Genomic DNA, 12400 nt, shown 5'->3' on the forward strand with positions numbered 1-12400 from the left:
CCCTGCCACATCCAGATTTTCAACACGGGTCTCCGCAGCTGGCGCGACCTTCCGATGCGCCTTGCCGAATTCGGTAAGTGCCACCGTTACGAACCTGCCGGTACGATGCACGGCCTGATGCGTGTGCGCGGCTTTGTGCAGGACGACGCCCACATCTTCTGTACCGAAGACCAGATTGCAAGCGAAGTGGCCGACTTCTGCGCCCTCGTCAAGGAAATCTACCACGACTTCGGTTTCGACGATATCGTGGTGAAGTTCTCCACCCGCCCCGAAAAGCGCGTGGGTTCCGACGAAATCTGGGACAAGGCTGAAGCCGCCCTCGCCGAAGCTACGAAGCTCGCTGGCCTCGACTACGTTTTGAACCCGGGTGAAGGTGCCTTCTATGGCCCGAAGCTCGAATTCACGCTGAAGGACAGCCTCGGTCGTGACTGGCAGTGCGGTACCATCCAGGTGGACTTCAACTTGCCGCAGCGTCTGGGTGCCGAGTACGTCGGCAAGGACAACCAGAAGCACATTCCGGTGATGCTTCACCGCGCCGCCGTGGGTTCCATCGAACGCTTCCTCGGCATCCTTATCGAAGAATTTATGGGCGATTTCCCGCTGTGGCTCGCTCCGGTTCAGGCCCGCGTGCTCCCGATTTCCGAGAAGTTCGTTGACTATGCGAAGCAGGTCGAAAAGGAACTCGTGAACGCCGGCGTCCGCGTGGAAGTCGACGAATCCAACGAAAAGCTCGGCTACAAGATCCGCCAGTGCGAACTCCAGAAGGTGCCGTACCTCCTCATCGTCGGCGAGAAAGAAGTTGCTGATGGCGTCGTGTCCGTGCGTAAGCGTAAGGATGGGGATAAAGGCAGCATGAAGGTTGCCGACTTCCTCAAGATGACGGAAGAAGACCGTAAGGTTGTGCGGTAACCACGCCCGCGTGTCATCCTGAGCGAAGTGCCGTAAGGCACGAAGTCGAAGGATCTCAAAAACTTAAAACGCAGACTCAACCCGAGCCTGCGTTTTTTTTCAATTCTTACTGGAACTGCAGCGGGTTACTTCTTTCCGGCCTTCGGTGTAGCGGGTTTCCCTGCGGCGGGTTTCGGTGCAGAGCCTTTGCTTTCGGCGGCCTTCAGCTTCTTGAATTCGGCCTGGGCCTTGCGCATGTCGGCCATGAAGGTTTCATTTGTATGTAGGCTCGGATAGGCGCCCGAGACAAGAACCTTGGATGCATCTACGTCGCTTTGCCAGTGGAAGCCTGCGATTACGCGGCTCTGTCCCCATTCGTAGGCGTATTTCAGCAGGGCATCCTGGGCTGCCGGGTTCACCTCGACCAGCAACAGGGCCATGGCCCACGCACGGGCTGTATGTCCCGACGGATAGGAGCCATTCGTTCTCAGGCGTTCTTCTTCGGCAGGGACAAGCGTCGGCTCGTTAAAGCGGTCATAAGGGCGACGCCTCATGTAGTGCCTTTTGGCCTTGCTCCCCACTTTTCTAAGTGTCAGGACTCCGCGTTCAAGCAGGTTCATGATGGCAGGCGTCTTCTTTGCCGATATTTCCATCCCGAAAGGTTCACTGAACATTGCGGCCATCTCTTCGACGGTTTCTGCCGCCTGAGCCACCGCAAGGGCCGCGCGTGCGGAATCCTGCCGCATCTTTTTGCCCCACATGTACTGCGATATGTCGTACATGAACTGCGGCGACATGGTATCGGGGGGCGCAGGGTAATAGTTCAGCGCGTCCGGAAGCGCATCGGCATCCACATAGGGTTTGACATCGGCGGCAAAGCTGCACAAAGCAGCCCCACAAAGGGCGATTGCGATTAAGGACTTCTTGAGAATGTTCATGCTTTAAAAATAAATATTAAAATGCGGACTTCACCTTGATTGCAAGAATGGGTGTTATTTCATGCCGCGAATAATGTCGCGGAGACGGGCGGCTTCTTCGAAATCGAGGCGCGCTGCCGCTTCTTTCATCTGGCGCTCGAGGTCTTCGAGTTGTGCGGTGGCACCGACGGCCGCGCTCAGCTTGGCGTTCTCCGCACGCTTGGAGTAATTAGAACCATTCTTTCGTCTTTCGTCTTTCGTCTTTCGTCTAGAACTGGGCTGCAGCGGTTCCATCGGGCGAATTCCGTTGCTGTCATCTTCGTAGTCGTCGTCGATAGAATCGTCGCCAATGTCGCCCAGCGGGTCGTTGATTCTCAGGTCTTCTTCGATCTTGCGGGTCACGGACTTCGGCGTGATGCCGTGTTCCTTGTTGAATTCTTCCTGCACGCTGCGGCGGCGGGCGGTTTCGGTAATGGCTTTTTCCAGGCTGTCGGTCATGTTGTCGGCGAAGAGCAATACGGTGCCGTTCACGTTGCGGCTTGCGCGTCCCATCGTCTGGATGAGGCTCCTGTAGTTGCGCAGGAATCCTTCCTTGTCGGCGTCGAGAATCGCGACCATGCTCACTTCGGGCAGGTCGAGGCCTTCGCGCAGCAGGTTGATGCCCACAAGTACGTCGAATTCACCAGTGCGGAGTCCGCGGATGAGTTCGTGGCGCTCCAAAGTCTTGATGTCGCTGTGCAGGTAGCGCGCGCGGATACCCGCTTCTACAAAGAAATCGGTGAGGTCCTGTGCCATCTTCTTGGTAAGCGTCGTGACCAGCACGCGGTCGCCGTTCTTGACGACTTCTTCGATGCGGTAGAGCAGGACGTCCATCTGGCCCTTGATGGGAAACATCTCGATTTTCGGGTCCAGAAGTCCGGTTGGCCTGTTAATTTGTTCGGTCACCACGCCGCCCGTCTTGGTGAGTTCGTAGTCGCCGGGGGTGGCGCTCACGAAGAGCACTTGCTTGGGGTACATGAATTCGAACTCGGCGAAGTTCATCGGGCGGTTGTCCAGCGCACAGGGGAGGCGGAACCCGTACTGCACGAGTGTTGTCTTGCGGCTTTTGTCGCCTTCGGCCATGCCGCCCACCTGCGGAATGCTCACGTGGGATTCGTCCACCATCAGGAGCCAGTCGTCGCCGAAGTAGTCGATAAGCGTGAACGGACGCGTACCCGGGGCGCGGTTCTCGATAATGCGCGAGTAGTTCTCGATGCCGCTGCACATGCCGGTCTCGCGGATCATTTCCATGTCGTAGCGGGTGCGGCTGCTGAGACGGGCCGATTCCAGAACCTTGCCTTCCTTGTCGAGTTCGGCGAGGCGCTCGGTCAGTTCCACTTGCATGCGCTGCAAGATTCCTGCACGGCCTTCTTCCTTTGTCACGAAGTGCTTCGCCGGAGCGATTGTCATCTCGTCGAGTTCCTGCGAGACTTCGCCCGTGACCATGTTGAATCTTACGAGACGGTCTACTTCATCGCCGAAAAGTTCGATGCGGAGTCCTTCTTCGTCATAGCTCGGGTGAATCTCGATCACGTCGCCGTGCACACGGAAAGAACCGCGTTCCAGGCTGAAATCGTTTCGCGTATACTGGATGCGCACCAGGTCGTGCAGAATCTTGTCGCGGTCGTAAACGTCACCCTTCTTGATGCGAACCATCAAATCAAAATATTCACTCGGACTGCCCAAACCGTAGATGCAGCTAACGGAGGCGACAATGATTACGTCGCGGCGGGTGAGCAAGTTCGCGGTCGCACGCAGGCGCAATTTGTCAATCTCGTCGTTGATGCTCGCGTCTTTCTCGATGAACGTGTCCGTGTGCGGGATGTACGCTTCGGGCTGGAAGTAGTCGTAGTAGCTTACGAAGTATTCCACCGCATTGTGCGGGAAAAACGCCTTGAATTCCTGATATAGCTGCGCCGCGAGCGTCTTGTTGTGCGTCAGGATCAGCGTCGGCTTGCCCACGTTCTTGATGACGTTCGCCATCGTGAAGGTCTTGCCGGAACCTGTGACGCCAAGGAGCGTCTGGAACTGTTCGCCGTTCTTGAATCCGGTCGTCAATTCTTCAATCGCTTTCGGCTGGTCACCTGCTGCACCGTAGGGGCTCACGAGTTCGAAGTTTGCGCGCGTCGGCGACTGGAACTGTTTCAACTTTCCCGGCAAACTCTGCTCGGGCGGTAGCGGTTTCGCTATCGGTTTCGCATACGGGTCAGGTGTAATTGTCTTGCGTGCGCGTGCCATGTCTTAATGGGCCTCGAGCCAGTTTGTGCCGAATCCGACGCTTGCCACGAGAGGGACTTTCAGTTGCATCGCACCTTCCATTTCGGCCTTGACCATCGCGGCCATGGCGTCCACCTGGTCACGGGGGCATTCGAATACGAGTTCATCGTGCACTTGCAGCATCATGCGTAGCGGCAGGTTCTCGTCGTTGATTTTTTTCTGGATGCGAATCATCGCAATCTTGATGAGGTCGGCGGCGGAGCCTTGTACGGGTGTATTTACCGCCATGCGTTCGGCCATCTGTGATTCCATACGGTCGGAACTGTCAATGCCGGCAATGTAACGGCGGCGACCGGAAAGCGTTTCTACGTAGCCGTCGCGGTGTGCGGCAGTCTTGATGTCTTCGATATACTGTTGTACCCCCTGGTACATTTCAAAATAGCCGTCAATGAATCCCTTCGCTTGCGACATCGGGATTTTCAAGTCGCGGCTTAGGCGGAAAGCGGTCATGCCGTAAAGTACGCCGAAGTTCACCACCTTGGCGTCGCGCCTCATGTCGCTTGTGACTTCTCCAATGTCCACGTGGTTGATTGCTGCTGCTGTGCGGGCGTGGATGTCGATGCCTTCCTTGTAGCTTTCGATGAGCGCCTTGTCTCCGCTCAGGTGCGCAAGCATGCGGAGCTCGATTTGCGAGTAGTCTACAGCGAGAATGACGTTATCCTTGCCTTGCGGGACGAATGCGGCGCGGATTTTCTTGCCGAGATCACTGCGTACGGGAATGTTCTGCAGGTTCGGATCGCGGCTAGAAAGGCGGCCTGTAGCTGTGCCCCATTGGATAAAACTCGTGTGGATGCGCTTTGTTTCGGGATTCACCAGCGTGGGAAGCACCGAGATATAGGTGCTCTGCATTTTCTTGAGTTCGCGGTATTCGATGACGGAGAATACGATAGGGTGCGGGGCCTTGAAACTGAGTTCCTCGAGGACGACGGCGTCGGTGCTGCGTTTCTTGATTTCAGGAAGGCCGAGTGTATCGAACAGAACTTCGCCCAGTTGCTTTGGCGAGCCGATGTTGAATTCGAAACCTGCCATGTCGCAAATTTCTTTTTCCAGATTTTCGATGCGGTGGGCGAGTTCCTGCTCGAGTTTCTTGAGGGCGGGAACGTCGATGGCGACACCGACGGATTCCATCTGGTAGAGGACCTTCAGGAGAGGCATTTCCTGTTCAAAGAAATACTTTTCGTAATCGAGCTTGGCAAGTTCGCGTTGGAGCGGAGTCCACAGGCGCAGCGTATAGACCGCATCTTCGGCGCCATATTCGGTCGCGTCCTTAACGGGAACGCGGTTGAACGTAATCTGGTTCTTGCCGCGGCCGATCAAGTTCTCTATCGGAATCATCTCGTGCTGCAGACGTTGCATCACCTGGTTGTCGAGCCCGAGTCCCGATTGTCCCGGTGAAAGCATCCATGCGGCAATCAGCGTGTCGACTATATTCGCATTGTCGATGACTGCCTGTGAAATCTTGAACGCCCGCGCGAGTACGTGCAGGTCGAATTTGGCGTTGTGGAAAACGAAGGAACGGGGGGCGCCGGAATCGTTGAGCGGGGTTTTGTCTGCGAAAAAATCGCAGAACCAGGCCTTGGCCTTGTTGAAGTCGAAGTTGCCACCCTTTGCGGGCGGGAGCGGGAACCCGATTTCGTCGGTGTGTCCGAGCGGCACATAGTAGCCCTTCGTGACAGTTCCGTCGCTATCTGTTGCGGCGAGGCAGAGTCCTACCAGGTTGCATTGCATGGGGTCGAGCCCGTCGGTTTCGGTATCGACGCCGATTTGGGCGGCAACGGCGAATTCCGCCTTCATCTGTTCGAAGACCTTGTCGTTGTCGACGCAGATGTAGGTGGGGAGAGTGTCTGTCCCGAAATCGGCATGTTCCACTCCCTCGCCATTCCCGGAATCGGTACTGTCATTTTCGTGGACAAAGCCTGTCTTGCTCGGAATCTTTTCAAGCAGGCGCAGCAGGCTGTTGATTTCGTGGTCCCTGAACATCTGTGCGAGCGTATCCACGTGAAGCCCGTTATATTCAAGAGCGTCGAGATTTCCGTTGAAGGCGCGCTTGGTCTGGAGCGTCACCAGTTCGCGGCTGAGGAAGGCTTTTTCGCGGTTGTTTTCCAGATTGTCGTGCAGCCCTTTCTTGGTGACTTTGTCCAGGTTCGCGTAGAGGTTGTCCATGTCTCCGAAGTCGTTCAGCAACTGAATGGCCGTCTTCGGGCCCACCTTGGGTACGCCGGGAACGTTATCGCTTGCGTCGCCCATGAGTGCGAGGTAATCGCGAATTTTTTCGGGAGGTAGACCGTATTTTTCGAGAACCTGTTCCGGACCGAAATCGATTCCGTCAGCACCTTTTGTTAAATGGAAAAGGTGGATCTTGTCGGTCACGATTTGCGACATGTCCTTGTCTTTGCTCAAGATGACAACATGGTCAAAACCGGCTTCGATGGCCGCCGTTGCTGTGCTAGCCATTACATCGTCCGCCTCGTAACCCGGTTCCGAGAGGAGAGGGATTCCGCTAGCTTCCAGGCTTTCGCCCAGGAGCGGCATCTGCGCTGCCATTTCTTCGGGCATGGGACCACGGTTCGCCTTGTAGTCGGGGTAAAGTTCGTGCCTGAAAGTCTTCGTGTGTGCTACGTCGCGAGCGATTGCGAAATGCGTCGGCTTGTGCTGGGCGAGAATGCGTAGCACAGCGCCCCAGTATCCGTGCATCATCGAGACCTCTTCGCCCTGGCTGTTTTTCAGCGGGTTCTGCGAATAGGCATAAAACATGCGGAACGCAAGCGCATAGGAATCGAGCAGTAATAAAGTCTTTTCGGCCATGGTTTGAATGTAGAAAAATAGCGTGCCGAAGAAAAAAAACGGATGGCTAGGGAGTCGGCAGGTCGCTGAAAATCCGGATGTAGTCTACGAGCATTTCGTTCGGGAACTGCGAATCGTCTATTTCGAATCCTGGCCAGTTCCCGCCAACGGCGACGTTCAATAACAGGAAAAACGGCTTGTGGAATGCTTCGGTGCCGCCGGCGTTGTTCTCGATGGAAATTTCGTGGTACTTGAAATCATCTACGTACATGGCGATAAGCTTGTTATCCCATGTTAGTTTGTATGTGTGGAACTGCGTGATATCGAGTTCCTTCTTTGCTCCATGGAAATCGTTCGTGTTGTTGCCGTAATCGGCTTGGTTGCCTCCAGTTTGCCAGTGGTTGGTTCCGTAGACGATATTCTCTTTATTCACCGCCTCGATGATGTCGATTTCGCCGCAGGCGGGCCAGGAAACCTGATCGATGTTTTCGCCGAGCATCCAGAACGCGGGCCAGATTCCCTTGCCTACGGGGAGCGCGATGCGGGCTTCGATCGTGCCGTACGTGAAACTGAACTTGCCCTTGGTTATCATGCGGGTGGAGGTGTAGCCTGCGCCCTCGTAGCTTTCCTTGTTTGCGCGGATGTGGAGGATGCCGTCCTTGATATAGGCGTTCTCGCTACGTGCGGTGTAGTATTGCTTCTCGTTGTTGCCCCAGCCGCTTGCTCCTGTACCGATTTCGAACGTCCACTTTGCGGTGTCGATTGCGTTGAATTCGTCGTTCCAGAGGTAAGGCGATTCGCTTGATGAGGAAATGGTTGCGGAACTGCTTTCTGGCAAGATCGTGGAACTGCTTGCGGGCATTTCGCTGCTGGAAGATTCCGGGTCGATCCCGGAAAGACGTGAAGAACTAGAAGATTTTGGGTCAGGCTCGGAGTGACTCGACGAACTCGTCATGGCGGGCATGGACCCGCCATCTACGCTGCTTGATGAGGACGGTGTGCTGGAAGATTCCGGGTCAAGCCCGGAATGACGTGATGCGGACGAGGATATTGTATCATCGGAGTACGGAATCGAAATGTCGATGCTGGAGGAAGACGCTGCGGGCGGTTCCTCGGCGGGTGCGGAACTGCTTGAATCGGAGGAGCACGCAAAAAAGGCGGCACTTGCTGCCGTGACGATTACAAGGGACGCTGCGAACTTTTTGAGCATTCTCTAAATATAGCCTAAATTCCTGCGTCAGGACCCTGGATGTTCCAACTTGGAATAACGGGCGCGGTGGATGCTCCCTGCGAAAACGTGTTTTTGTAGTAGATTTCTTGAAAAAAGGATGTTTGTATGAAAGCTATTCTCAAGTTTGGCCTGGTTGCCATGTGCGCCCTGGCTGCAAATGCGTTTGCGCAGGATTTCTGCAACACTGCCGCCCATAGCGGTTCCAAGGTGGAGGTCTCCACGAACAATGTGGGTTCGTTCAGCAACGGTATCGGATATGAACTCTGGAACGAAGGCGGCAACGGTGGTTCCGCAACGTTCTACGACGATGGTTCTTTCAACTGCCAGATGACCGGCGCCAAGGACTACCTTTGCCGCGCGGGGCTTTCTTTCAATAGCGACAAGACCCATGCCGAACTTGGCCACATGAAGGCGGATTTCAAACTGGTCAAGAGCGGTCTTTCTGAAATTGACTATTCCTATATCGGTATTTATGGCTGGACTCGCGAGCCCCTGGTGGAATGGTACATTGTGGATAACACCGGTAGCCAGTATATGCCGGGCGACTGGGTGGCGCAAGGTTCTTCTGCAAAGAAGCATGGTACATTTGAAATCGATGGTGCCCAGTATACGGTTTACGAAGGAGACCGCACCTCTTATTCCATCGATGGCGATAACAAGTACTTCAAGCAGTATTTCAGCGTTCGTAAAACACCGCGCGATTGCGGTACCATCGACATTACGGCTCACTTCAAGAAGTGGGAAGAACTCGGCTTGAAGATGGGCAAGATGCACGAGGCCAAGATTCTTGGCGAAGCCGGAAGCACCAAAGGGCCGAATGCCAGGGGCGAGTATGACTTCCCCTATGCGAAGGTCTATATCGAGAGCGATACGCCGTCGAGTTCTTCTGTTGCTCCTGAGGTCAGCAGTTCGTCGACCACGGCTATCCAGGGACCTCGTCCTATGACAACTGGCCGCGGCATGTCGCTCGTGTTTGACGCTCAGGGCAAATTCCTCACTTCCTTCGAGACGGAAAACGATACGGACTTGACCTATGCAATCAAGGCCAGGTTCCATTCCGGCATCTTCCTGGTGAAGCAGGGCGGGACGGTCCGCAGCATCACCGTAAAATAAGTAGTTAATCCTGCGGGGCTTCGGGCGGGACTCTTGCAATCACGCCCACGGTCGCACGCGTCGCCTTGACGAGGTCGGCGGGTGCGATTTTTAGCTGTAAGCCGCGTTCGCCTGCGCTTACATAGATGAACGGGAACTGCAATGCAGTCTCGTGAATGAAAATCGGGAAGTTCTTCTTGAGCCCGAGCGGGCTGCAACCGCCACGGATGTAGCCGGTGAGCGGGGTCAGGTCCTTGAGCGGGACGGTATCGATTTTCTTGTTGCCGCTCACCTTCGCGGCCCCTTTCAAATCCACTTCGAGATTCCCGGGCACGACGCATACGAGATATCCGATTTTGTCTCCGTGTACGAGGATAGTCTTGAAAACCTGGTTGATGTCTTCGCCCAGGCTGTCGGCCACGTGTTGTGCGCCCAGGTCATTTTCGTCGACCTTGTAGGGAATCAGTTCGTATGCAATCTTTTGCCGGTCGAGAATCCGCGCGGCGTTTGTCTTCTTGATATCCATGTTCTCTGCTATTTTTATGATGTCGTCCCTGCGAAGGCGGGGATCCCTAATACGTCATTAAATATAAAACATCGTCGCTTTTTATGCAACACGTCATTTTTCTATATTCCCCAGCATGAACACGCGTGTGTATATTGCGGACATCACGGCTCTCGACGATGCGGCGCTCTTTGAACGCCTTCTCGGGACGGTTCCCGCGTATCGCCGCGAAAAGGCTCTGCGTTTCAAGTTCCCGAAGGGACAAAAGCAGTCGCTAGGTGTAGGGCTCCTGCTTCGCCGTGCATGCGAAGATTTCGGAATTCCCGGTGCCGACGAGAATGTCTTGTGTGGCGAAAACGGCAAGCCCGCCTTTCGCGATGTGCCGGAGGTGCACTTCAATCTTTCGCACTCAAAGGAACGCGTGATGTGCGTGGTCTCTGAATTCGAGACGGGTTGCGACGTGGAACATGTACGTGAAGGCCGTTCCAAACTTGCCGAACGGTTCTTCATGGAAAACGAGACGCGGTGGATACGCTCTTTTGCGGAACTCCGTGCGCAGGACGACGCCTTTTATCGCCTGTGGACGCTCAAGGAATGCTACATGAAGGTCACGGGACGCGGACTCTCGCTTACGCCCGACAAGTTTTCGCTCGCGCTTTCGCCGGACGGGATTTCGCTCTGGCACGATGGCCCGAGACCGGAATATACGTTCCGGGAACTGGATTTAGAAGACGGTTACCGCTATGCGTATTGCCTGAAGGGCGCGCCGGCAAATCACGGCATCGACTTGGGGCAACTTTCCCTGGGTGCGCTGTGAAGAATTGCAAGGCAATCCTCGTCGGGAACGGAACCATGGGCGCTCGCCACAAGGCGCGCTATGAAGCCTGTGGGGTGAACTTTATTGCCGTCGCGGACAATGCCGGCGAATTTGACCGCATCGTGAACGGTGTCGCGCTTTCTGATGTCGACTTCGCGGTTATCGCGTCGCCTGCGACGACGCATTACGATTACGCGAAGTATTTCCTGGAACATCGCATCCCCGTGTTTATCGAGAAACCTCTCGCATTGAACGGGGCAGATGCGCAGGAACTGGTGGACTTGTCCGTAAAGAACGCAACGACGCTGTTTGTCGCGCAGTCGGAATGCTATAACCCGATTTTCCTCAATTTCCGCAAGCATTTTTTTGCGGAACTGCGTGCGCTGTGTGGAGCCTGTGAAAAAAAGGAAAGGCCGTTCGACGTTCATCTGGAATTCAGGCGCGAACACAGGTATTCCGAACGGTGCCGCGACGTGAACGTCTCGCTCGACTTGCTCGTTCACGACCTGAGCCTGTTCTTTACTTTGTTCAAGTACGGAGATGTCGACGTCGTGAATTTTGAGCCAGTCGGTGTTGCCGGTAAGGAATGCTACGATGCCGCGATATTGCGCCTGGTGGTCGCCCGCGGCCCTTACAGGGGCGTCTCTGCCGACTTCTTCGTGAACCGCGATAGCGATCGCGACGTGCGGACAATCTCTGTCGATTTTGGGCGGTCTGCCGAAAAGCCGCATTCGGATTATACCGTGAGCCTCGCGCGTTATACGGCCGATGGGGAAATTGCCCACATTCCCGATTCGCTCGACAACGAACACCGTTTTTTCGTGAAGATTCTTGCCGGGGCATGTGCCGACCTCTCGCGTCGAGCCGCCCAGAACGCCGCTGACTGCGTGAAGGTCGCCGGGGAATAAAAAGCTCGTTTCGTCCCGATGTTCTCAAATTATTTTAAATTTTTGAGAACATTTTTGACGCGAAAAAGTCGTGTATATTGAATTTTTACAAGAATTTTAGTTAAAACTTGTTGACTTTTGCTGAAAATTAGAGTAAATTTTGAGAAGAAATTTGAGAACAATCAAGTTTCGAAGGGATGTTGATTATGAAGAAAACTCTAATTTTCGGCGCGACGCTCGTTAGCTGCGCCATGGCAGTCACCTCGCCGGATTTCCCGATGACGGGATTCGCAACACAGAATGGCGGTACCACGGGTGGCAAGGGTAAGTCCGAGGTCACGGTGGACAACGTGACTGATCTTAAGGCTTATGCCAAGGCGGGCAACAAGATTATCTATGTGAAGCCCGGAACCTACATGGGACCGATCGAAGTGGGCAGCAACGTTACCATTTACGGCTATCAGGGAGCTATTATCGCCCAGCCTACGACAGGTAGCGCCATGAAGTTGAGCGGATCTACTAATGTCATTATCCGCAACCTGAAATTCAAGGGCGTCGGCGCGCACGACGACGATGACGAGGATTGCCTGCAGGTGAATCACGAGTCGAAGAACGTGTGGATCGACCATGTGGATGTTTACGACGGTCACGACGGCAACCTGGACATCACCAACGCCTCGGACTACGTGACGATTTCGTGGACCAAGTTCAGCTATACCTCGGCATCGAGCGGCCACCAGTTCAGCAACCTGATTGGCAACAGCAAGACAAAGACGAGCGACCGCGGACACCTGAATGTGACGATTCACCATACGTGGTGGGCGGACGGCGTGGTGGAACGCATGCCGCGCGTGCGCTTTGGCAAGGTGCATGTGGCGAACAACCTCTTCGACAGCAAGAATGCGAGCTACTGCGTGCGTGCAGCCATCGAGGCGGATATCCGCATCGAAAGGAACGTGTTCA

At 55.0% G+C, this 12400-nt stretch carries 10 protein-coding genes; 5 read left to right on the forward strand and 5 right to left on the reverse strand.

Translation table 11 applies throughout. The annotated features are described in order from the left end of the window. The coding region (gene thrS / locus B3M32_RS01010) for a threonine--tRNA ligase (protein WP_290742551.1) at nucleotides 1-909 on the forward strand (909 nt) is incomplete at its 5' end. 125 nt (nucleotides 910-1034) lie between these two features. Here thrS and B3M32_RS01015 read toward each other — a convergent pair. From B3M32_RS01015 to B3M32_RS01030, 4 genes are read right to left on the reverse strand one after another with little or no spacing between them, the layout of a single operon-like run. Beyond that, nucleotides 1035-1826 (reverse strand): acid phosphatase, encoded by a 792-nt coding sequence (locus B3M32_RS01015; protein WP_290742553.1) that lies wholly within the window; start codon nucleotides 1824-1826, stop codon nucleotides 1035-1037. Between the two features lie 54 nt (nucleotides 1827-1880). Further along, nucleotides 1881-4082, reverse strand: a complete 2202-nt coding sequence (gene uvrB / locus B3M32_RS01020; RefSeq protein WP_290742555.1) for an excinuclease ABC subunit UvrB — start codon at nucleotides 4080-4082, stop codon at nucleotides 1881-1883. Between the two features lie 3 nt (nucleotides 4083-4085). Next, the gene (gene polA, locus B3M32_RS01025; protein WP_290742558.1) at nucleotides 4086-6926 is read right to left on the reverse strand and encodes a DNA polymerase I; all 2841 of its coding nucleotides are present in this window, start codon (nucleotides 6924-6926) and stop codon (nucleotides 4086-4088) included. A gap of 46 nt (nucleotides 6927-6972) precedes the next feature. Continuing rightward, a complete protein-coding gene (locus B3M32_RS01030; protein WP_290742561.1) occupies nucleotides 6973-8115 on the reverse strand; it encodes a glycoside hydrolase family 16 protein in 1143 nt (380 codons plus the stop codon). Between the two features lie 126 nt (nucleotides 8116-8241). Between B3M32_RS01030 and B3M32_RS01035 the strand changes: the two genes are divergently transcribed. Then, nucleotides 8242-9249 (forward strand): glycoside hydrolase family 11 protein, encoded by a 1008-nt coding sequence (locus tag B3M32_RS01035; protein WP_290742564.1) that lies wholly within the window; start codon nucleotides 8242-8244, stop codon nucleotides 9247-9249. Nucleotides 9250-9253: 4 nt separating this feature from the next. On the opposite strand, the gene ybaK is transcribed toward B3M32_RS01035, so the two are convergent. Beyond that, on the reverse strand, nucleotides 9254-9754 hold the full coding sequence (gene ybaK / locus B3M32_RS01040; RefSeq protein ID WP_290742567.1) for a Cys-tRNA(Pro) deacylase: 501 nt from the start codon (nucleotides 9752-9754) through the stop codon (nucleotides 9254-9256). Between the two features lie 115 nt (nucleotides 9755-9869). Here ybaK and B3M32_RS01045 point away from each other — a divergent pair, with 115 nt between their 5' ends. From B3M32_RS01045 to B3M32_RS01055, 3 genes are all read left to right on the forward strand, one after another. Continuing rightward, nucleotides 9870-10550, forward strand: a complete 681-nt coding sequence (locus B3M32_RS01045) for a 4'-phosphopantetheinyl transferase family protein (protein ID WP_290742570.1) — start codon at nucleotides 9870-9872, stop codon at nucleotides 10548-10550. After that, nucleotides 10547-11458 (forward strand): Gfo/Idh/MocA family protein, encoded by a 912-nt coding sequence (locus B3M32_RS01050; protein WP_290742573.1) that lies wholly within the window; start codon nucleotides 10547-10549, stop codon nucleotides 11456-11458. Before B3M32_RS01045 ends, B3M32_RS01050 begins: the two co-directional genes overlap by 4 nt. A gap of 185 nt (nucleotides 11459-11643) precedes the next feature. After that, on the forward strand, nucleotides 11644-12400 hold a 757-nt coding region (locus B3M32_RS01055), incomplete at its 3' end, for a pectate lyase family protein (protein ID WP_414655162.1).

The sequence above is a fragment of the Fibrobacter sp. UBA4309 genome (assembly GCF_002395745.1).
Lineage (GTDB): Bacteria > Fibrobacterota > Fibrobacteria > Fibrobacterales > Fibrobacteraceae > Fibrobacter.

Bases quoted from the DNA above. Each gene is read 5' to 3' on its own strand.
- B3M32_RS01015 (WP_290742553.1), bottom strand. From the start codon at position 1,826: ATGAACATTCTCAAGAAGTCCTTAATCGCAATCGCCCTTTGTGGGGCT.
- uvrB (WP_290742555.1), bottom strand. From the start codon at position 4,082: ATGGCACGCGCACGCAAGACAATTACACCTGACCCGTATGCGAAACCG.
- polA (WP_290742558.1), bottom strand. From the start codon at position 6,926: ATGGCCGAAAAGACTTTATTACTGCTCGATTCCTATGCGCTTGCGTTC.
- B3M32_RS01030 (WP_290742561.1), bottom strand. From the start codon at position 8,115: ATGCTCAAAAAGTTCGCAGCGTCCCTTGTAATCGTCACGGCAGCAAGT.
- B3M32_RS01035 (WP_290742564.1), top strand. From the start codon at position 8,242: ATGAAAGCTATTCTCAAGTTTGGCCTGGTTGCCATGTGCGCCCTGGCT.
- ybaK (WP_290742567.1), bottom strand. From the start codon at position 9,754: ATGGATATCAAGAAGACAAACGCCGCGCGGATTCTCGACCGGCAAAAG.
- B3M32_RS01045 (WP_290742570.1), top strand. From the start codon at position 9,870: ATGAACACGCGTGTGTATATTGCGGACATCACGGCTCTCGACGATGCG.